At 71.6% G+C, this 20,774-nt stretch carries 13 protein-coding genes and 2 pseudogenes; 9 read left to right on the top strand and 6 right to left on the bottom strand.

Annotated elements, in window-relative coordinates:
* Window positions 1–111 precede the first annotated feature (111 nt).
* The 6 genes from LMU33_RS06550 to LMU33_RS06525 all read left to right on the top strand — a co-directional run bounded on the left by LMU33_RS06550 (window position 112) and on the right by LMU33_RS06525 (window position 11,076).
* On the top strand, window positions 112–1,899 hold the full coding sequence (locus tag LMU33_RS06550; protein WP_308280758.1) for an RICIN domain-containing protein: 1,788 nt from the start codon (window positions 112–114) through the stop codon (window positions 1,897–1,899).
* Window positions 1,900–1,983: 84 nt separating this feature from the next.
* Window positions 1,984–2,799: an inositol monophosphatase family protein gene (locus tag LMU33_RS06545; protein ID WP_228618161.1), complete on the top strand. Its 816-nt coding sequence runs from the start codon at window positions 1,984–1,986 to the stop codon at window positions 2,797–2,799.
* Window positions 2,800–2,881: 82 nt separating this feature from the next.
* Window positions 2,882–4,237 (top strand): FAD-binding protein, encoded by a 1,356-nt coding sequence (locus LMU33_RS06540; protein ID WP_228618159.1) that lies wholly within the window; start codon window positions 2,882–2,884, stop codon window positions 4,235–4,237.
* Window positions 4,238–4,348: 111 nt separating this feature from the next.
* Entirely contained in the window at window positions 4,349–6,520 is a 2,172-nt protein-coding gene (locus LMU33_RS06535) for a discoidin domain-containing protein (RefSeq protein ID WP_228618157.1), read from the top strand.
* A gap of 166 nt (window positions 6,521–6,686) precedes the next feature.
* Window positions 6,687–8,150: an aminotransferase class I/II-fold pyridoxal phosphate-dependent enzyme gene (locus tag LMU33_RS06530; RefSeq protein WP_228618155.1), complete on the top strand. Its 1,464-nt coding sequence runs from the start codon at window positions 6,687–6,689 to the stop codon at window positions 8,148–8,150.
* Window positions 8,151–8,664: 514 nt separating this feature from the next.
* Window positions 8,665–11,076, top strand: coding sequence for a catalase (locus LMU33_RS06525; protein ID WP_283844085.1), 2,412 nt, complete (start codon window positions 8,665–8,667; stop codon window positions 11,074–11,076).
* Here LMU33_RS06525 and LMU33_RS06520 read toward each other — a convergent pair.
* From LMU33_RS06520 to LMU33_RS06505, 4 genes and pseudogenes are all read right to left on the bottom strand, one after another.
* A complete protein-coding gene (locus LMU33_RS06520) occupies window positions 11,004–11,753 on the bottom strand; it encodes a class I SAM-dependent methyltransferase (RefSeq protein WP_228618153.1) in 750 nt (249 codons plus the stop codon). The genes LMU33_RS06525 and LMU33_RS06520 overlap by 73 nt on opposite strands.
* Window positions 11,754–12,021: 268 nt before the next feature.
* Window positions 12,022–13,200 (bottom strand): acyltransferase family protein, encoded by a 1,179-nt coding sequence (locus LMU33_RS06515; protein ID WP_228618151.1) that lies wholly within the window; start codon window positions 13,198–13,200, stop codon window positions 12,022–12,024.
* A gap of 186 nt (window positions 13,201–13,386) precedes the next feature.
* A pseudogene (locus tag LMU33_RS06510) lies at window positions 13,387–14,249 on the bottom strand (sugar phosphate isomerase/epimerase family protein); the annotation flags it as partial.
* Window positions 14,246–15,190: pseudogene (locus LMU33_RS06505) on the bottom strand (Gfo/Idh/MocA family protein); the annotation flags it as partial. The pseudogenes LMU33_RS06505 and LMU33_RS06510, both read right to left, overlap by 4 nt.
* A gap of 14 nt (window positions 15,191–15,204) precedes the next feature.
* On the opposite strand from LMU33_RS06505, the gene LMU33_RS06500 reads away from it, so the two are divergent.
* Entirely contained in the window at window positions 15,205–15,462 is a 258-nt protein-coding gene (locus LMU33_RS06500) for a substrate-binding domain-containing protein (protein ID WP_228618149.1), read from the top strand.
* An 18-nt stretch (window positions 15,463–15,480) separates the two neighbouring features.
* On the opposite strand, the gene ku is transcribed toward LMU33_RS06500, so the two are convergent.
* Both ku and LMU33_RS06490 read right to left on the bottom strand, forming a co-directional pair.
* Complete coding sequence (gene ku / locus LMU33_RS06495; RefSeq protein WP_228618147.1) at window positions 15,481–16,449, bottom strand: non-homologous end joining protein Ku; 969 nt, start codon at window positions 16,447–16,449, stop codon at window positions 15,481–15,483.
* A 77-nt stretch (window positions 16,450–16,526) separates the two neighbouring features.
* Window positions 16,527–17,525, bottom strand: a complete 999-nt coding sequence (locus LMU33_RS06490; protein ID WP_228618145.1) for a hypothetical protein — start codon at window positions 17,523–17,525, stop codon at window positions 16,527–16,529.
* Between the two features lie 544 nt (window positions 17,526–18,069).
* On the opposite strand from LMU33_RS06490, the gene LMU33_RS06485 reads away from it, so the two are divergent.
* Window positions 18,070–18,507 (top strand): Fur family transcriptional regulator, encoded by a 438-nt coding sequence (locus tag LMU33_RS06485; RefSeq protein WP_228618143.1) that lies wholly within the window; start codon window positions 18,070–18,072, stop codon window positions 18,505–18,507.
* Between the two features lie 33 nt (window positions 18,508–18,540).
* Window positions 18,541–20,766: a catalase/peroxidase HPI gene (gene katG / locus LMU33_RS06480; protein ID WP_228618141.1), complete on the top strand. Its 2,226-nt coding sequence runs from the start codon at window positions 18,541–18,543 to the stop codon at window positions 20,764–20,766.
* The last annotated feature ends 8 nt before the right edge of the window (window positions 20,767–20,774 follow it).

Here is a 20,774-nt window from a genome sequence, read left to right as displayed (position 1 = left end):
CCTGCGCGGGCTCGCGAAAGTGCAAGAGGCGCAGCACTGGAGTCCATTGCCGGGGGTGCGCCGGGGCCGGATCGTTCCGTGCAACCGGCCCTTCGGCAACAAGGAGCACAGTTGCGACTCTCGAGCAGAGCGGGCGCCGCGGCGGCCGCGACCGCCGCCCTGGTCCTGGGCGGTGGCATCGCGTCCCCGGCACCGGCCGCCACACCCGGCGATGCCGGCTACACCGTGACCGTCGGGACCCCGGTGCCCTTCACCCACCCCACGGACACCCCCGCCGTCCCCTACCTCGACCGGGACGGCACCTTCCACTACCAGCAGTCCGCCGCCCTGTACGGGGCCAAGGACCCGCGCACCTGGGACTTCTACACCGGCAAGGACTTCGACACGGCGACCTTCGACAAGACCCTGAGCAGGGCGGTGAACCCGGCCGACCCCGCCGACCGCAACGACGACACCACCTGGCGCTGCAACAACAGCCCCACCGGCCGGGAGGCGACGTACGCGCCGAGCGGCTCCGGCTACGCCCAGAAGAACTACTGCGACCTGTCCGGGGTGTGGGTCGACCCCGACACCGGCGACTGGTACGGCCTGGTGCACAACGAGTTCACCCCGCAGCCCTTCGGTGACGGACTGCACTACGACGCCGTCGACTACGCCGTCTCCACCGACAGGGGACGCACCTGGACCATCAAGGACCACGTGATCACGTCCCCGTACAGTACCGAGCGCGGCGACACCACGGCCTTCCCGAACCAGACGTACTCCTACGGCGACGGCGACCAGCGCCTCTTCGTCGACACCGCCTCCGGCTACTTCTACGTCTATTACGGCTCCCGGATCATCGACAAGAGCGGCGGCTGGAAGGCGTTCTACGAACACGTGGCCCGCGCCCCGATCTCTGCCAAGATGGCCCCCGGCTCCTGGCGCAAGTGGTACGACGGAGCCTGGTCGCAGCCCGGCACCGGCGGCAGGGAGAGCGACATCGTCCCCGTCGACGCCGACCACCCCACCGGCTACACCCCCGCCTCCGCCGAGTACGACCCGGCCAACACCGGCACCGCCGCCCAGCAGATCGCGGCCGGAAAGATGCCGCCGACCTCGCCGCTGTTCGTGATGAACATCGCCTACGACGCCCATCTCGGGCTGTACATCGGCGAACCGCAGGCCGTCGACCAGAGCGGGAACTCACCGCAGTACCTCTACGCCACCGACGACCTGACGACCCAGAAGTGGCACCTGATCGGGGACACCGGCAGCTACACCAACGCCTCCTGGTACCGCTGGTTCCTCGACAGCGCCAACCGCACCAGCTCCACCGTCGTCGGCAGGTCCTTCCGCTCCTACTGCGCCTTCGGCTGCTCGCACGACGCCTCGGGCGAGTACGTCGACATCACCGTCGACTCCACCACTCCGGCGGCCGCGCCGATGGACACGAGCCGCGGCTACCGCATCACGAGCGGCACGGGCCGGATCCTCGCCCAGGCGGCCGGCGGCAGCGCCACCACCTCGCTGGCGCGGCCCACCGGGTCCGGCCGCGACACCTGGGTCTTCACCCCGACCGGCGACGGCGCCTTCACCCTCACCAACGCCGCGAGCGGCCGGCTGCTCGGCGTCGACTCGTCCTCGGCCGCCGGCCGGGCCTGGGGCGCCAGGCCCTCCGTCACCGCCGCACGGAGCAGCGGGCCCACCGTCGGCCAGCAGTGGTTCGTCATCCCGAACGCCTCCGGTGGCACCTACCGTCTGGTCAACCGCTACAGCGGACTCGTGCTCGGCCTCTCGGGCACCTCCGGCCGGCGCGCCGAGACCACACCGGTGCGCACCTGGACGGACCGCAGCGGGAGCTCCGTCGGCGCGGGGCGCTCCGCCGAGGAACAGAGCCTGTCCCTCACTGCGACCTGAGCGCTTCCCGGGGGTGCCGCGACAGGCCGTCGGGGGCGCTCAACTCCCTTCGGACGACAGCGAACCTCCGGCTATCCTGCGGCCATGTCGATCATCAACGGGGATTCCGACGCCCGCCTGGCCGTGGACGCGGCCCAGGCGGGCGCCGCCGTGGTCCGTGACCTCTACGGCCGCCGGCTCGAACGCTACGACAAGTCCGCCGGGGACTTCGCGACCGAGGCGGACCTCGCCGCCGAGCGGGCCATCCTGGACGTGCTGCGCGCCGCCCGCCCGGACGACGCCGTGACCGGCGAGGAGAGCGGACGATCCGGCGCCGCCGACGCCCACCGCCGCTGGCTCGTCGACCCGCTGTGCGGCACCCTGAACTACGCGGTGCGGAACATGCTCGTCGGCGTGAACGTCGCCCTGCGCCAGGGGCCCGAGGTCACGGCCGCCGCGACCGCCGACCCGTTCAGCGGCGAGGTCTTCTGGACCGACGGCGCGGCGGCCTGGGTCCGCAGGGAGGGCGCCGACGAACGGCTCACGCCCTGGTCCGGGTCCGCGCTGGTGGACGTCAACCTCGATCCGCCGTTCCCCAACGCCCCCGGTTTCCGGGCCGCCCGCCTCCTCGCCGCCCCGGGCTTCGCCGAACGGTTCCGGCCCCGGGTCGTCTCCAGCACCCTCGCGGTGGCATGGGTGGCCGCAGGACGCCGGGCCGCCTATGTCACCGACGGCGATCTGCGCGACAGCGTGCACTTCGCGGCGGGGATCGCGCTGTGCCGGGCGGCCGGCTGCACGGTGACCGGTCTGAACGGCGAGCCCGTGCTCGGCGGCGCGGGCGGTCTCGTCGCGGCGGCCGACGCGGAGACCCATGCCGCACTGGTGCAGCTCGTCAAGAACCAGAGCGGCGAGGGGAGTTAGCCGAGCGCCTCGGGGTGTTTCGGCGTCACGTGGTGGACCCGCCTCCTCGACGGAGGTGCCGCGCGTCTGGTGTGATGCCCGCATGACCCTGGCCGCCGACCTCGCCACCCGCTTCGAACAGGCCCTGGACACCCGCCCGGAGACCCTGCGCGAGGCCGCGCAGGACTTCGGGCACATCGTGCAGGAGACTCCGCTCGGCGTCCTGCGCCCACGGTCCGCCGCCGAGATCCAGGACCTGCTGGAGTTCGCCGGTCCCCGGGGCGTCCCGGTGAGCGTGCGCGGTGGTGGTCACTCGATGTACGGCCAGGGGCAGGCGGGCGGCGGGATCGTGCTGGACCTGCGGGCGATGAACCGGGTCGGTGCCGTCGCGGACGACCGGGTGACCGTCCAGGGGGGCGCGTCGTGGCGGGAGGTGCTGGCCGCCACCCTGCCGCACGGCCGCACCCCGCCCGTCCTCACCGACTACCTGGGCGCGGGTGTCGGCGGAGTCCTGTCGGCCGGCGGACTCGGCGGAGCCGGCCACCGGCACGGCCTGGTCGCGGACCAGGTGCTGGAACTGGAGGTGGTGACCGGGGCCGGGGAGCACCGGGTCTGCTCGCCCGACCGGGACCCCGAGCTGTTCCACGCGGTGCTCGCCGGACTCGGCCAGTGCGCCGTCATCGTGACCGCCACGCTGCGCCTGGTCCCCGCGCCCGCCCGGGTCCGCCGCTACTGCCTGTACTACGCCGGCCTCACCCGCTGCCTCGCCGACCAGCGACGGCTCGCCGAGGAGCAGCGCTTCACCTATCTGGAGGGTCAGGCCCGGCCGGCCGGCGAGCAGGGCTGGCAGTACATGATCGAGGCCGTGGCCCCGCACGACGGCCCCTGCCCGCCCGACGACGCCGCCCTTCTCGACGGTCTCGGGCACGGTCCCGCCGCACTGGAGACCGAGGACCTGGGATACGGCGAGTTCGCCCACCGCGTGGACACCGATGAGGAAGTCCTGCGGGAGACGGGACAGTGGCTGTATCCGCACCCGTGGCTCAATCTGCTGCTTCCGCACGACAGCGCCGAGTCCGTCGTCCGTGCCGTGCTCGCCGACCCCGCTTTCCGGGACCTGCGCGAGACCGGTGTGGTCCTGCTGTACCCGCTGCTGTCCGGCCGGCTGCGGGCTCCCCTCTTCAGCCGTCCCTCCGGCGAAGTCCTGTATCTGTTCGCCCTGTTGCGCACGGCGCCGCCCGGCAGCCCCGAGACGGTCGCTGCGATGGTGGCCGCCAACCGCGCCGCGTACGAACTGGCCCGTTCCCGGGGTGCGGTCGCCTATCCCGTGAACGCCCTGCCCATGGCGGACGCCGACTGGCGGGACCACTACGGCAGCCGGCACCCGGCCTTCGCCGCCGCCAAACGGCGCTTCGACCCGCATCTCGTCCTGGCGCGCGGACACGGCCTGCGGTTCTGAAGGTTTTGGCTTCCGAAGACTTGCCGCCCGCTTGCCTCACCACTTAAATCAAAACATGAACTAAGCAGTGGGGTCGGCCGTTTGACCCCGTCTTCCCTTGGGAGCCGCCATATGAGGAGCCAGAAGAGAGGCCGCACGAGACGGAGATCCCTGGGTGTCGCGTCGGCCGCCTTGGCCGCGCTGCTCACCCTGCCCTTCGCCCACCCCCCGGCGGCCGCGGCCGAGATCCAGAGCTGCGACACCGCCGACGCCGCCCAGGGCCGGCCCGCCACGGCGTCCTCCACCGAGAACGCCGGCACCCCCGCCTCCGCCGCCTTCGACGCAGACCCCGCGACCCGCTGGTCCAGCCAGTTCAGCGACCCGCAGTGGCTCCAGGTCGACCTGGGCGCGGTCGAGGACCTGTGCGGGATCGACCTGAACTGGGAGACCGCCTACGGCAAGGACTTCCAGCTCCAGGCCTCCACCGACGGCCAGAACTGGACCACCCTCAAGACCGTCACCGGCGCGAGCGGAGGCACGGCGTCGTACGGCGTCAGCGGCTCCGGCCGGTACGTCCGGGTCTACGGCACCGCGCGCGGCACCGGGTACGGCTACTCCCTGTGGGAGGTCGCCGTGCACACCATGGCCACGGGGACCGGCCCCATCCAGGGCGGCGGCGACCTCGGCCCCAATGTCATCGTCGTGGACCCGTCCACCCCGAACCTCCAGCAGAAGTTCGACGACGTCTTCAGGCAGCAGGAGTCGGCCCAGTTCGGCACCGGCCGCTACCAGTTCCTGCTCAAGCCCGGCACGTACAACGGCATCAACGCCCAGCTCGGCTTCTACACCTCCGTCTCCGGGCTCGGCCTGAACCCCGACGACACCCGGATCAACGGGGACGTCACGGTCGACGCCGGCTGGTTCAACGGCAACGCCACACAGAACTTCTGGCGCTCGGCGGAGAACCTCGCGATCACCCCGTCCAGCGGCACCGACCGCTGGGCCGTCGCCCAGGCCGCGCCCTTCCGCCGTATCCACGTCAAGGGCGGCATGAACCTCGCCCCGACCGGCTACGGCTGGGCCTCCGGCGGCTACATCGCCGACTCGAGGATCGACGGCACGGTCGGCCCGTACTCCCAGCAGCAGTGGTACACCCGCGACAGCTCGGTCGGCGGCTGGACCAACGGCGTCTGGAACATGACGTTCTCCGGCGTCCAGGGCGCCCCCGCGACGAACTTCGACAGCGGTCCGTACACCACGCTGGACACCACCCCGGTCTCCCGCGAGAAGCCGTTCCTCTACCTGGACGGCACCGACTACAAGGTGTTCGTCCCCGGCAGGCGCACCAACGCACGCGGTGTCTCCTGGCCGAACACCCCGGGCACCTCCCTCCCGCTCGACCGGTTCTACGTGGTCAAGCCGGGAGCGACGGCCGCCACCATCGACGCGGCCCTCGCCCAGGGCCTCAACCTCCTCTTCACGCCCGGCATCTACCACCTCGACCGGACCATCGACGTCACCCGCCCCGACACCGTCGTCCTCGGCCTGGGCCTGGCCACGCTCGTGCCGGACAACGGCATCGACGCGATGCACGTGGCCGACGTCGACGGCGTACGGCTGGCCGGCTTCCTCATCGACGCCGGACCGGTCAACTCCGACACGCTGCTGCGCATCGGCACGCCCGGCTCCACCGCCGACCACTCGGCCGACCCCACCACCATGCAGGACGTGTTCATCCGCATCGGCGGCGCCGGGCCCGGCCTCGCCACCAACTCGGTCGTGGTGAACAGCAACGACGTCGTCATCGACCACACCTGGATCTGGCGCGCCGACCACGGCAGCGGCGTCGGCTGGGACACCAACCGCGCCGACTACGGACTGAGGGTCAACGGCAACGACGTGCTCGCCACCGGCCTGTTCGTGGAGCACTTCAACAAGTACGACGTCTACTGGAGCGGAGAACGCGGCCGGACGATCTTCTTCCAGAACGAGAAGGCGTACGACGCCCCCGACGCCGCTGCCGTCACCCATGACGGCATCGTCGGCTACGCGGCCTACAAGGTCGCCGACTCCGTCACCACCCACGAGGCCTGGGGGCTCGGCAGCTACTGCAACTACACGGCCGATCCCTCGATCGTCCAGGCCCACGGCTTCCAGGTCCCGACCGGCCCGGGCATCAGGATGCACGACCTGCTGGTGATCTCCCTCGGCGGCAACGGCCAGTACGCCCATGTGGTCGACAGCACCGGCGCACCCACCTCGGGGACCAGCACCGTCCCCTCCAAGGTGACGTCGTTCCCGTGACCCCTGCCGGGGCGGGCGGCTCGTGATCGCGCAGGTCATGAGCTGCCCGTCCGGTCGGCCGAGGAGGAGCCCGGGGTTTCGAGTGCGCTCCGGGTGCAACACGGAGGGTGCGGCCCGTGCCCGCGGAGCCGCACCGGCCGCATGTCCGCTGATGGAGGGGAGACGCATGGACCACTCGCGCGCACCCGTACTTGAGGCCCTTCAGGAGTTCCGGCGCCGCGGAGACGTGGTGTTCGGACCGCCCGGGCACAAGCAGGGCCGCGGTACCGACCCCCGGGTCGCCGAGGTCCTCGGCATCGACGTCTTCCGCTCGGACGTGCTGAACCTCAACGGCCTGGACGACCGCCGGGAGTCCCAGGGCGTGCTGGCACAGGCGCAGGAGCTGATGGCCGACGCGGTCGGCGCCGAGCACGCCTTCTTCTCGACCTGCGGCAGCTCCCTGTCCGTGAAGACCGCGATGTGCTCCGTCGCGGGCCCGGGGGAGAAGCTGCTGCTGTCGCGCAACGCGCACAAGTCGGTCATCGCGGCCGTGATCATCAACGGGGTGGAGCCGATCTGGGTCCACCCGAAGTTCGACGCGGAGCGGCACATGGCCCATCCGCCGGAGCCCGACGACGTCCGCGCCCGGCTGCGCGAGCACCCCGACGCCAAGGGAATGCTGCTGATCACACCCACCGACTGGGGCACCTGCGCCGACATCCGGGGCGTCGCCGACGCCTGCCACGCCTACGACGTACCGCTCATCGTGGACGAGGCCTGGGGCGCCCATCTGCCCTTCCATCCGGACCTCCCGGCCTGGGGCATGGACGCCGACGCCGACCTGGTCGTCACCAGCGTGCACAAGATGGGCGGCGCCATCGAGCAGAGCTCGGTCTTCCACCTCCAGCACGAGAGGGTCGCGCCCGAGGTGCTCAAGCAGCGCGAGGACCTGCTCGGCACGACCAGTGCCTCCTGCCTGGTGTACGGCGCCCTGGACGGCTGGCGGCGGCAGATGGTCGAGCAGGGCCGCGAGCTGCTGGAGGCGGCCGTCCACCGGGCCGAGCGGATCCGGGCGGAGCTGCGGGAACTGCCGGGGCTGCGGATCATGGGGGGCGAGGTGATCGAGGAGGGCCTCGCGGCCGAGTTCGAGCCGATGAAGATCGTCATGGACGTCCGGGGCCTCGGCATCAGCGGCATGCAGGCGGTCGAATGGCTGCGGACGCACCGGCATGTCGACGTGGGCGGCTCGGACACCTGCCGGATCAGCGCCTCCATCACCCACGCCGACGACGACGAGACGGAGAAGGTCCTGCTGGACGCCATGCGCTCCCTGGTGGAGAACGCCGGTTCGATCGAACGGCGGCCCGCCGTCCGGCTGCCCGAGCCCCGGGCACTCGAACTGGAACAGGCGGTCCTGCCGCGCGAGGCCTTCTTCGGCCCCACCGAACAGGTGCCCGCCGAGCGGGCCGTGGGCCGGATCTCCGCCGAGATGATCAGCCCCTATCCGCCCGGGGTGCCCGTCGTGGCGCCCGGCGAGGTGATCACCAAGGAGGTGCTGGACTACCTGCGCAGCGGAGCGGCCCACGGCTTCCTCATCGCCGATGCGGCCGACCCGTCGCTGGACAGCCTGCGCGTCACGGGCCGGCCGTGACCGGTCCCGCCCGTGCGCCGGGGGCCGCCCACGCCGTACCCCGACCGGCCGCTCCGCGGTCGCCTGACCGGCCGCCCATGCGCCCGTGACCGGGCCGTTCGGACTGCGGGGGCCAGGGACAGCGCCTAAGGTGGCGTGTGCGGGCGGCACGGGTGCCTGCCTGCCGGGTCAAGAAGGCGGCCCTCCCGACGAAGACATCCTCGGCAGGGGGCACTTGGCCCTGCTCGACGGTCCCCGGGTCCGGACGACACGTCCGGCGGGCCTGCCATCCCGGCAACTCGATGGGAGACGGCCCGACTTCACCCCGACCGGAAATCCGCCGCGATTCCCGGTTTCGGACGCCCCGGCCCGGGGACCCCGTACGGGAACTGTGTCGACCGCTTTCAGCGCATTTCAGCTGACTTCATCAGATTTGTTCGTGTGTCGGCCGTACGCCCGGGCGTGGTCACCACGCGTCGCCCCCGCTTCGCGGGTGCCGGGCCCACTCCCCGTGAGCAGCGAAGGAAGCGCAGTGATGAGCGAGACGAACCCCCTGAAGCGAGCGGCGGAGAAGGCGGCGGACGCGCTGCGGGGCGACGGCGTGGGTACGGAGCAGGGCATCCCCGGAAAGCCGGGCCCCCTTGCCCCGTCGGTCGCCGAGCCGACCGAGCCCCACGAGCCGCTCCCGCCCAAGCCCGACCAGACCGGCCCGGAGACGGTCTCGCCCACCGGGCAGCCCACCGGCGCCGACCAGGCACGGAGGGCGCAGAGCGGCAGCCGGCTGACCAACGCCCAGGGCACGCGGCTGTACGACACGGACCACTCGCTCAAGGCGGGCCCCCGTGGCCCGGTGCTCCTGCAGGACCACCACCTGCGGGAGAAGGTCATGCACTTCGACCACGAACGCATCCCCGAGCGCGTGGTCCACGCCCGCGGCGCCGCGGCGCACGGGGTGTTCCGCAGCTACGGCACGGCGGCGAACGTGACGAAGGCGGCCTTCCTCGCCGAGGGCGTGGAGACGCCCGTGTTCGTCCGCTTCTCCACCGTGCTCGGCTCCCGGGGCTCCGCCGACACCGTCCGGGACACCCGCGGCTTCGCGACGAAGTTCTACACCAGCGAGGGCGTCTTCGACCTGGTCGGCAACAACATCCCGGTCTTCTTCATCCAGGACGCGATCAAGTTCCCGGACGTCGTCCACGCCGCCAAACCCCACCCCGACCGGGAGATCCCGCAGGCCCAGAGCGCCCACGACACCTTCTGGGACTTCGTCACCCTGCACACCGAAGCCACCCACCACACCCTGTGGAACATGTCCGACCGGGGCATCCCGCGCTCGTACCGCACCATGGAGGGCTTCGGGATCCACACCTTCCGCCTGGTCGACGCCGACGGCGGGACGACCCTGGTGAAGTTCCACTGGAAGCCGAAGCTGGGCGTGCACTCGCTGGTGTGGGAGGAGGCCCAGATCATGGGCGGCGTCGACCCGGACTTCCACCGCCGGGACCTCGCCGACGCCATCGAGGCCGGCGCCCACCCCGAGTGGGAGTTCGGCATCCAGACCTTCCCCGACACCCCCGACCAGACGTTCGAGGGCATCGACCTGCTGGACCCGACGAACATCGTCCCCGAGGAACTGGCCCCCGTGCAGCCCGTCGGCCTGCTCACCCTCGACCGCAACCCGTTCAACTTCTTCGCCGAGACCGAGCAGGTCGCCTTCCACCCCGGCCACCTCGTCCCCGGCATCGACATCACCGACGACCCACTGCTCGCCGGCCGGCTCTTCTCCTACCTTGACACCCAGATCACCCGGCTGGGCGGCCCCAACTTCGCGCAGATCCCGGTCAACCGTCCGCACGCGCCCGTCAACGACATGCTGCGCGACGGCATGCACCAGACGGCCGTGCACCAGGGCGTGGCCCCCTACCGCCCCAACTCCCTCGACGGCGGCTGCCCGTTCGCGGCCGGCGCCGACGCGGGCGGGTTCGTCGAGGCTCCGGTCCGGGTGCCGGAGGCGACGAAGGCCCGCGAGGCACCGGCGTCGTTCGACGACCACTTCAGCCAGCCGCGCCGGTTCTGGCTCAGCATGAGCCCGGTGGAGCGCGAGCACATCATCGGCGCCTACACCTTCGAACTCGGCAAGTGCTACGAACAGGCCATCAGGGAGCGGGCGTTGCAGGTGCTGGCGAACATCGACCCGGAGCTGTGCGCGGGCGTTGCCACCGGCCTCGGCCTGCCCGCCCCCGCACCCACCGTGCCCCTGGCCGACGTCGATCCCAGCCCCGCCCTGTCCCAGGTCGGGCACACCTGGCCCGTCGACGGCCGGGTCATCGGCATCATCACCGGCCCCGACGGCGACCTGGACGGTGTACAGGCCGTACGCCGGGAGGTGCTGGACGGGGGCATGGTCCCGCTCGTCGTCGCACCGACGGGCGGCACCCTCGGCCCCGGCCCCGACGCGCCGGCCGTCCAGCGGACCTACGCGACGGCACGGTCCGTGGAGTTCGACGCGCTGCTCGTGGCCGGCGCTCCGGGAGTCGGCGTCGACGCCTACGGCGCCCGTGACGCCAAGGCGGGCCTGCCCGCCGGCGGCAACGTCACTCCCGACCCGCGGGTCGGCCTGCTGCTCGCGGAGGCGTACCGGCACGGCAAGGCCATCGGCGCGGCCAAGGGCGGTGAGATCGCGCTGGAGGCGGCGGGCATCCCCGCCGACGCGCCCGGCGTGATCGCCGGTGACGGCGCCACGACGGTGCTGCAGCAGCTCACCCAACTGCTCGGCTCGCACCGGGTCTGGGACCGCTCCGTCCACCGCCTGACGGCCCGCGCCCAAGCAGGCCCCGGCGAAAGGCACTTCGCCGGCAGCCCGCTCGACCCGGGTCAACGCGTCCGGCGGAACAGGGCCGTCCACAGGAAGTCCTCCCCGAACAGCACGGAGTCCGCCGGTTCCTGACGCATGGCGCGCAGCTCGATCTCCTCCAGGCCGGAGAAGATCCGGCGCAGTGACCCAGGGGTGTAGGCGAGGCCGCCGTGCAGGCCGGGCTCGCGATAGAAGGCCGCGTCGGGGAGTTCGGAGCCCATCCGGCCGGAGGCGAAGCAGGTGAGTGCGAAGTGTCCGCCCGGCGCCAGGACGCGGTCCAGCAGCGCGAGGTGGCTGACGCGGCGGTGCGGTGGCAGGTGGTGGAAGCATCCGGAGTCGTGGACGAGGTCGTACGGGCCCGCCAGCGCCGGCTCGGTTCCCGTGGTCAGAGCGAAGGCGTCACCGCAGTGGAACCGCACGGCGCCCCCGGTGTCCCCGGCCTCCCGCGCGCGCTCCTCGGCCCAGGCGATCGCGGCGGGTGAGAGATCGACGGCGTCCACGTCGAAGCCGCGCGCGGCGAGGTACAGCGCGTTACGGCCGGGGCCGCAGCCCAGGTCGAGGGCGCGCCCCGGCGCGATCAGACCGCGCTCGAGGTAGGACGCCAGGTTCTCGTCCGGCTTCGCCGCGAAGAACGGCACCTGTTTGTCCCGTTCCGTATAGAACCCGTCCCACCATGCGGCCGCGCCCTCCGTCCACCGGTCGGCCTCCGGCGCGAACAGCCCGTCCAGGAGTCGCAGCACGTCTTCCACCGTGCGGATGTCCCGGTCCATCCGCCCCCCATCCCCGATACGCCCGATGCTCCCGATGTGCAGAACCTAGGGACGGGAGCGGCCGAACACCAGATGGCAGGGCCCGGCCGGAAGGCACCGGCGGGCTTTGGAGCGGACGGTGGAGGAGCAGCGGGGCACCTCCCCCGGAGGTCGGCCGACAGGCCTCCGGGACCCCACGGCGCACCGGCACGCGCCCCTCCACGATCGAGCCGGGGGCAGATTTTCGGCCGCGTACCCCAGCGCGCGCCTCCCACGGCCGGGCAGCGGCTCAGTCGCGTGCCGCAGCCGGTTCCTCGCGGCGGACCTCGACCGCATCCGGCTGTGCGGCCGGGCGGCGCCGGCGCAGCAGCAGGCGTCTCGCCGGGCGCTCCACCGCCTCGTACAGGAGCCAGGACAGCCCGAGCGACACCGCGAACGCGGTCGTCGTGACGGCGATCCCGGCCAGCAGACCGAAGTGCGGCTTCGTCCCGAGCAACTGCGTCGCGGCCCGCAGCACCAGCAGATGGATCATGTAGAAGGCGAACGACAGCTCGCCGAGCCGCACCAGCCGCCGGCGCCGCCACAGCGAGGGCAGCCCCTGGATGTCCGCGACGGCCGCGGCCGGGATGAGCAGCGTGTACCCGACGATGGTGCACATGGTGGCGGAGTAGCCGGGCGCGACCTGCGGAACGAGGAAGTAGCCGATGATCGCCAGGGCGAGCGAGGCCTCCAGACCGGGACCCCGCCACCGGTTGAGCAGCACCAGCCGCGCGGTGACCGCGCCGAGGACGAACTCGGGCAGCCGCGCCGCCGGGAACGAGTACAGCGCGTACGTCCACCAGTGATGGGCGTCCGCCCGGGCCAGCACGACGACCGCCACCACCGACAGAGCGCCCAGCGCGACCGAACAGCGTGGACCGAGCCGGCGCAGCAGCAGGAACAGCAGGGGGAAGGAGGCGTAGAAGAACGCCTCGCAGGCGAGGGACCAGCTGACCGGGTTCAGCGTCTGCCACCAGGGGCGCCACCAGGAGTGGAGCAGCAGCGCATTGGACAGCGCCTGCTTCGGCGTCGGTCTCGGCTGGTTCGCCAGCGTGTACGTCATGACCAGGGCGAGGGCCGCGGTGACGAGGTGCACCGGGTAGATGCGCGCGATGCGCCGTCTCCAGAAGGCGAGCGCGCGGTCATCGGGTCGCGCCGACCAGGTCAGTACGAAGCCGGACAGCACGAAGAAGAACGACACGCCGGTGGCGCCGGCCCCGAATCCCCAGGACACGAGGCGGCCACCGGTGCCTCCGAAATAGCCGAAGTTGTTCACGTGCAGTCCGAACACCAGCAGTGCCGCCATCCACCGCAGTCCCGTGAGGGAGGGCAGTGAGGGCATGGCGGCTGCTGGGGAGTCCCTGGCGGTCGTGTCGCCGGAACGGGTGGGCGGCGTCGTCCGGAACGTCCGGGTCGTCGCCGTTGTCATCGAATCACCTGCCGCAGAGGGTTGGCGTGGGGCATGAAGGGGTACCTTGCCCGTTCACCCCTGGTCCATCACGTCACATGGCAAACATCACACTCGCTGCCGAACGACAGACCCCTCCGTATGCCACGGAAGGCCGGACCGGGTGCACCCGTACGAGTGATGCCCCACGCACCGCCTTGATCGGCGCGCGGCCAGTTCCTTCGTGATCCGCTCCAGCATGAACGCCGAGGACTCGCGGGCCCGCTCCTCCCAGGCGAACACACAAGCCGTGGCCACGCCGTCGAACTTCAACTCCCGCAGCGTACCGAAGAAAGCGTCCCAGTCGATCTCGCCCTGCCCGATGTCCAGGTGCTGGTGAACGCGGGCCGCGGTGCCGGGCGGGTTGAGGATGTACCGTAGGCGGAGGACCCCTTGTGGTTGAAGGAGTCCGCGATGTGCGCGTGCCGCAGCTTGTCGCCCGCGTAGCGCATCATCGCCGCGATGTCCGCCGTCGGGTCCGAGCCCGACAGGTGGAAGAAGTGCGGGGCGCGGTACAGGTAGTTCACCCACGGCTTGTTGATCGCGCGGACCAGGTCGACCGCGGGCGTGTTCTCCTCGCAGATGTCGTCCGGATGCGCCTCCAGGGCCAGCGCGATGCCCTCCCGCTCGAGCAGCGGCAGCAGTTCCTCCAGCGAGCGCCAGAACGCGGCCTCGCTCTGCGCAGCCTGCTCAGGACGGCCGTTGAACTCCGCGTTCATCAGCGGGCATTCGGGTTCCGCGGTGATCCCGATCACCCGCTTCCGGTAACGGACGGCCGCCTGCCGCTCGGTCTCGTCCGGCGAGGAGCACTTGTACAGCGGCAGCACCGAGGAGAGCCGTACTCCGTGCGTGCGCAGGGACTTCTTCAACTCCGCGATGCGCGCGTCGTCCGCCCGCGGATGCAGGAAGAACGGGATGAAGTCCGCACGTGGGGACAACTCGATTTATTCGTGCCCGAGTTCGGCCAGCGTGCGCACCATGTCGTCGATCGGCAGGGTACGGAACATGTACGGGTCGAGGGCGATCTTCACGCGGCACCTCCGTAGAACGCGGGGCGGGGCTTGAGGTCCGTGGCGACGACCCGGCCGGAGTCCAGAGCCTCGACCGTGGCGCTGGTGACGACGGTGGCGGCGTAACCGTCCCAGGCCGACGGCCCGGTGGGCTCCTGGCCGGCGGCCAGGTTCGCGATCCACTCGCGGAACTCGGTGTCGAAGGCGCCCGCGAAGCGGCCCACCCAGTCCGTCAGCACCTCGGTGCTGTGCCGGCCGCCGGTGCGCACGGCGACCGAGGCGGGATCCGGCAGCCGCACCAGGTCCTCCTCGCCGACCGCCTCGCACTGGATGTCGTAGCGGTACTGGCAGTTGACGAAGACCTCCAGGTCGATGCGGACGCCCCTGGCGGTCTCGAAGAGCATGATCTGCGGATCCTTCAGGTGCTCGAACCGCTTGCCCGTGGCGCGCGGGGTGACCACCTGCGTGGAGACGATCTCGTCGTCCAGCAGTCGGCGCAGCACGTCCACCTCGTGCACCGCCGTGTCCAGCGCGGCCATCGCGGAGGTGTACGACTCCGGCACGGTCGGGTTGCGGTGGGCGCAGTGCACGATCAGCGGTCGCCGATGCGGCCGGAGTCGATGACCTGCTTCGTCTGCCGGTAGCCGGCGTCGTAGCGGCGCAATGAGCCGACCTGCACCAGGCGGCGGCCGTGCGCCTGCTCCGCCTCGATGATCTTCAGACAGTCCTCGGCGGTGGTGGCCAGCGCTCTCGCAGAACACCGGCTTCCCGGCGGCTATCGCGTTCAGCACGTGCTCGGCTTGGGTCGGGCCCCAGAACGTCACGAGGACGGCGTCCACGTCGTCCGCCGCGACCACGGCGGCGCCGTCTGGCAGCACCCGGGCGCCGGCCGGAGCCGCCGCCTCCTCGGCGCGGGCGGCGTCGATGTCCGTGACGGTGGTGACACGGGCGCCGGTGACGGTGCGACCTCAGCGCCATGGGGCTGCTGATGGCGCTGACCCGGGGCGGCGCCGAGGTGCCACGGGACCCCTCCGTCGTCGGCTACGGCGACAGCCATCTCTCCCATCTGATGCCGATCGGCCTGACTGCCGTACGCCAGGACGCGCGGCTGATGGCCGAACACGCGGTCCGCTTCGCCGTCGAGCGCCTCGAGGATCCGGAACTGGGGCCCAGGAAGCGGAGTTGGTTCCGAAGCTGGTCGTGCCGGGGGGCAAGTTGCCCGCCGCCGACCTGAATCCGATGCCCCCGACGGTCAAGCCGCCGTCCCCGCAAGGGCCTTGACGAGCTGATCCCGCGACATCCTGGACCGGCCCGGTACGCCCGCGGCGCTCGCCCGCTCGTACAGTTCCGCCTTGGACAGGGCACCCAGGTCCTCCTCCTTCTTGCCGGCGGCTTGCTTCTTGCCCGTTGGCGGTTCTCCGCCGCCCTTGCGCCCCCTGGACCGGCCCTGCTCGACGCTCCGGCTGAGCACCTCCATCAGGTCGATGACATTGGTCGCCTCCGGCGGCTCCGGTTCGCCGACGACCTCCTCGCCCTTCCGCTTGGCGGCGACGAGCTTCTTGACGCGCTCCTCGTAGGTGTCGTGATAGTCGGCGGGGTCCCAGTCGATGGTGAGGGCGTCGATCAGCTGCTCGGCCGTCCGCAGCTCCTTGCTGTCGCTCTTCGTGCGCCGCTCCGGCAGCTCGGGCACCACGTCGGCGGGGTCGCGCACCTCGTCGGCCCAGTGCAGGGTGTGCAGGACGAGAACGCCCGGCTGCGCGCGCAACGCGGTCAGATACTCCTTGCCGCGCATGGTGAGCGTGGCGATCCCGGCCTTGTCGGAGCGGTGCAGCGCCGACCGCATCAGCTCGTACACCTTGACGTACTCCTTGCCGCGCGGGCCGACGTAGTACGTGCGGGCGAAGTACACGGGCTCGACCTGGTGCAGGCCGACGAACCCGGCCAGGTCGATCACCTTCGACCGCCCCGGCGCGATCTCCTCCAGTTCCTCCGGCTCCACGACGACGTACTCGCCCTCGTCCATCTCGTAGCCCTTGACGATCTTGTCGGTGTCGACCTCCTTGCCGGTGCGCTCGTTGACCCGCTTGTTGCGGATCCGGTCCGAGGTGCCGCGCTGAAGCTGGTGGAAGTGCACCGTGTGGTCCTCGGTGGCGGTGTACAGCCCCACGGGCAGGGTGACCAGCCCGAACGTCAGGACACCGGTCCAGATGGGTCTCGCCATGGCTCCTCGCCTCCGTCATGGGGTCTGTCGTCCGTAGGGGGTCAGCCGTCCGTTGTGGGTGCGTCGTCCGGTGTCGGTCAGCGCCTGTTGTGTCCCAGTGGTCCTCGTGGTGCTGTCCGGTCATCGCCGGCGCGTTCGTGCCGGGCGCCGGCCAGCCGCTCGGCCTCGGCCTCGGCCTCGGCCGCGGTCGCCTCGGCGTGGCGCCGGGCCTCCCGCACGGCGCGGTCCGCCCGCCGGGCCCGCTCCCGCGCCTCCTGCTCGTCGGTACGGCACCGCCGTTGCTCCTCCTCCGCGTCACGCAGCCGCGCGCGCAACTCCTGCACGCGCTCCTCCGCCTCGGCCACCCGGTCACGGGCCTCCTCCGCCTCCCGCCCGGCGGTCTCCGCCTCCGCCTCGCGGGCATCAAGGTCCTGCTCCGCGTCCCGGGCGGCTCTGCGGGCCTCGTTGAGACGGCGCCGGTGTGCCAGTTCGTCCTCGCGCGCCTCCGCCTCACCCCCCTTCCTCTCCGCGCCACGTCCGCCGGGCTCCTCGCCCTCGGCGCGCTTTTTCGCCCCGGCCGCCGCGGGGAGAGCAGGACGGCGGGCGAGGACGCCCTCGCCCGCCTCGGGAAACCCGAACGTGGAGCTGAGCGGTTTCACGAGCCGCCCCGCCGCCCACTCCCTGGCGGCCTCCGGATCGGCGAGCACGGCGTGCAGGGTCTCCTCGACCTCTCGCTGTACCCCCTCACCCACCGGTCGACCGGCCTCCACCGCCAGCCGCCGCGCCTGCCGGCCGAGCGCGCCGATCACCTCGCTCTGCCGACGGGCGAGCTTGCGCAGCCGCGGACCGTCCAGTTCGCGGTGTGCCCGGCGCAGTTCCTCGCCGAGTTCGAGCAGTGGCCGGACCTCCTCCGGCTGCCGGCGGACGAGCAGATTGCCGACCCATGCGGCCGGGCTGGGTCGTCGCAACGCGCCGATCTCCTTGGCGAGAGCCTGATCACCGGCCTTGCGGGCGTCCCGGGCGCGGCGGTCACGGGCGGCGACGAACTCCTCCGGCCGCAACCCGTACAGCTCGTCGGCGACGGCGTCCAGGTCCACCAGCGCCCCTCTCAACGGCCACTTGGGTGACGGGGTCCGAGTTTCGCGCTCTTTGGCGTTTATGTGCTTTATGCGACTACTCGTCCTGGTGAGGTGGGACGGATTCCGGTGGGTCGGGTGGAGGCGCCACCGGCCCGCCGCTACGGGCACGACCGGACGGGCCGCCCGCCGGGTCAGGTCGACGCCGCTGCCCCGGCTCACCCGTTCGGAGGACCGTCCGGCTTGCCGCGCCGCCGTCGTCGGCCCGGGGTCACATGATGCGGGCATGCCCCCGATCCGCACCCCGATCCGCCCCCCGACCCGCACCCCGGTCCGCACCCCGGTCCGCGCCGCGACCCGTCGCCGTACCGCCGGAGCCGTCGCGGCCTGCCCACCCGGGCGCGCGGGCGTCTGGGGCGGAGCCACGCGAAGGCAAACGCGAACGCAAACGCTCGGGCGGGTGTCGAGGCGGACGCGCGGGCGGACGGCGGTCGGCCGGGCGCAACCAAAATTGCATCGTTCGTTTTCTTGAATCGCTCGTGTTTATGAGGGTAGGTTCGGCGTCATGACCGCCTCCCCGACCCCGACCACCGCCGAGGAGCTCCGCGGTGCCGGCCTGCGCGTGACGGCAGCCCGCGTCGCGCTGCTGGAGACCGTCCGGGCGGGCGACCACCTCGGCGTCGAGGCGATCGCCTCCGGGGTACGCAACCGCGTGGGCCACATCTCCCTGCAAGCCGTCTACGAGGCCCTTCACGCCCTCACCGCGGCGGGCCTCGTCCGCCGTATCGAGCCGGCCGGTCACCCGGCCCGGTACGAGGGGCGCGTGGGCGACAACCACCACCACATCGTGTGCCGGTCGTGCGGTGCCGTCGTCGACGTCGACTGCGCGGTCGGCGACGCGCCCTGTCTGACCGCCTCCGACGACCGCGGCTTCGCCATCGACGAGGCCGAAGTCGTCTATTGGGGGATGTGCCCCGACTGTTCCACCGGCCGCAGTTCCTGAGCACCGAGTTCCGCACAGTTCGGAAGGATTGCCATGACTGAGAACCACGACGCGATCGTCACAGACGCGAAGGCGGAGGGGACCAGCGGCGGCTGCCCCGTCGCCCATGACCGGGCCCTGCACCCGACCCAGGGCGGTGGCAACCGCCAGTGGTGGCCGGAGCGGCTCAACCTGAAGATCCTTGCCAAGAACCCGCCCGTGACGAACCCGCTCGGTGAGGACTTCGACTACGGCGAGGCCTTCGAGAGCCTCGACCTGCCGGCCCTGAAGCGGGACATCGCCGAGGTGCTGACCACCTCGCAGGACTGGTGGCCCGCCGACTTCGACCACTACGGCCCGCTCATCATCCGTATGGCCTGGCACAGCGCCGGCACCTACCGCATCAGCGACGGCCGCGGCGGCGCCGGCGCCGGCCAGCAGCGCTTCGCCCCGCTGAACAGCTGGCCGGACAACGTCAACCTGGACAAGGCCCGCCGCCTGCTGTGGCCCGTGAAGAAGAAGTACGGCCAGAAGATCTCCTGGGCCGACCTGATGATCCTCGCCGGCAACGTGGCCCTGGAGTCCATGGGCTTCACGACCTTCGGCTTCGGCGGCGGCCGCGAGGACGTCTGGGAGGCGGAGGAGGACGTCTACTGGGGTCCCGAGACCACCTGGCTGGACGACAGGCGCTACACCGGCGACCGCGAGCTGGAGAACCCGCTCGGCGCCGTCCAGATGGGCCTGATCTACGTCAACCCCGAGGGCCCGAACGGCAACCCGGACCCGCTGGCCGCGGCCCGCGACATCCGTGAGACCTTCCGTCGCATGGCCATGAACGACGAGGAGACCGTCGCCCTCATCGCGGGTGGCCACACCTTCGGCAAGACCCACGGCGCCGGCCCCGCCGACGCGGTCGGTCCCGACCCCGAGGCCGCCGGCTTCGAGGAGCAGGGACTCGGCTGGAGGAGCACCTACGGCACCGGCAAGGGCGCGGACGCCATCACCTCCGGCCTCGAGGTGACCTGGACCGCCACCCCGACCCAGTGGGACAACGGCTTCTTCGACATCCTCTTCGGCTACGAGTGGGAGCTGACCGAGTCCCCGGCCGGGGCCAAGCAGTGGGTGGCCAAGGACGCCGAGGCGATCGTCCCCGACCCGCAGGACCCGTCGAAGAAGCGCCTGCCGACGATGCTCACGACCGACCTGTCGCTGCGCTTCGACCCGATCTACGAGCCGATCTCCCGCCGGTTCCACGAGAACCCGGAGGAGTTCGCGGATGCCTTCGCCCGCGCCTGGTACAAGCTCACCCACCGTGACCTGGGCCCGAAGTCGCTGTACCTCGGCCCGGAGGTCCCGGAGGAGACCCTGATCTGGCAGGACCCGCTGCCGGAGCGCGAGGGCGAGCTGATCGACGACGCCGACATCGCGGCTCTGAAGACCAAGCTGCTCGACTCCGGTCTTTCGGTGTCCCAGCTGGTCGGTACCGCCTGGGCCTCCGCCTCCACCTTCCGCGGCAGCGACAAGCGCGGCGGTGCCAACGGCGCCCGGATCCGCCTGCAGCCGCAGCGCGGCTGGGAGGTCAACGAGCCCGACGAGCTGGCCCAGGTGCTGCGCACCCTCGAGAACATCCAGCAGGAGTTCAACGCCTCCGCCGGTGCCAAGAGGGTCTCCCTGGCCGACCTCATCGTCCTCGGCGGTGTCGCCGCGGTCGAGAAGGCCGCCAAGGAGGGCGGCTTCGAGGTGCGGGTGCCCTTCACCCCGGGCCGCGTGGACGCGACCGAGGAGCACACCGACGCCGAGTCCTTCGAGGCGCTGGAGCCGACCGCGGACGGCTTCCGCAACTACATCGGCAAGGGCAACCGCCTGCCGGCCGAGTACCTGCTGGTCGACAAGGCCAACCTGCTGAACCTGAGCGCCCCCGAGATGACGGTGCTCGTCGGTGGTCTGCGGGTCCTCGGCGCCAACCACCAGCAGTCGCAGCTCGGCGTCCTCACCAAGACGCCCGGCGTCCTCACCAACGACTTCTTCGTCAACCTGCTCGACATGGGCACGACCTGGAAGTCGACCTCCGGGGACCAGACCACGTTCGAGGGCCGCGACGCCGTCACGGGCGAGCTGAAGTGGGCCGGCAGCCGTGCCGACCTGGTCTTCGGTTCCAACTCCGAGCTGCGCGCCCTCGCCGAGGTGTACGCCAGCGACGACGCGAAGGAGAAGTTCGTGGAGGACTTCGTCGCCGCGTGGGACAAGGTCATGAACCTGGACCGGTTCGACCTGGTCTGAGCACGGCC

The organism is Streptomyces barringtoniae (genome assembly GCF_020819595.1).
GTDB lineage: Bacteria > Actinomycetota > Actinomycetes > Streptomycetales > Streptomycetaceae > Streptomyces > Streptomyces barringtoniae.
This window is presented reverse-complemented; position numbering and strand designations above follow the sequence as displayed.

What these genes read in the sequence shown, in the direction of transcription:
- LMU33_RS06545 (WP_228618161.1), top strand. Translation starts at nt 1,984, where the DNA reads ATGTCGATCATCAACGGGGATTCCGACGCCCGCCTGGCCGTGGACGCG.
- LMU33_RS06540 (WP_228618159.1), top strand. Translation starts at nt 2,882, where the DNA reads ATGACCCTGGCCGCCGACCTCGCCACCCGCTTCGAACAGGCCCTGGAC.
- LMU33_RS06535 (WP_228618157.1), top strand. Translation starts at nt 4,349, where the DNA reads ATGAGGAGCCAGAAGAGAGGCCGCACGAGACGGAGATCCCTGGGTGTC.
- LMU33_RS06530 (WP_228618155.1), top strand. Translation starts at nt 6,687, where the DNA reads ATGGACCACTCGCGCGCACCCGTACTTGAGGCCCTTCAGGAGTTCCGG.
- LMU33_RS06525 (WP_283844085.1), top strand. Translation starts at nt 8,665, where the DNA reads ATGAGCGAGACGAACCCCCTGAAGCGAGCGGCGGAGAAGGCGGCGGAC.
- LMU33_RS06520 (WP_228618153.1), bottom strand. Translation starts at nt 11,753, where the DNA reads ATGGACCGGGACATCCGCACGGTGGAAGACGTGCTGCGACTCCTGGAC.
- LMU33_RS06515 (WP_228618151.1), bottom strand. Translation starts at nt 13,200, where the DNA reads ATGACAACGGCGACGACCCGGACGTTCCGGACGACGCCGCCCACCCGT.
- LMU33_RS06500 (WP_228618149.1), top strand. Translation starts at nt 15,205, where the DNA reads ATGGGGCTGCTGATGGCGCTGACCCGGGGCGGCGCCGAGGTGCCACGG.
- ku (WP_228618147.1), bottom strand. Translation starts at nt 16,449, where the DNA reads ATGGCGAGACCCATCTGGACCGGTGTCCTGACGTTCGGGCTGGTCACC.
- LMU33_RS06485 (WP_228618143.1), top strand. Translation starts at nt 18,070, where the DNA reads ATGACCGCCTCCCCGACCCCGACCACCGCCGAGGAGCTCCGCGGTGCC.
- katG (WP_228618141.1), top strand. Translation starts at nt 18,541, where the DNA reads ATGACTGAGAACCACGACGCGATCGTCACAGACGCGAAGGCGGAGGGG.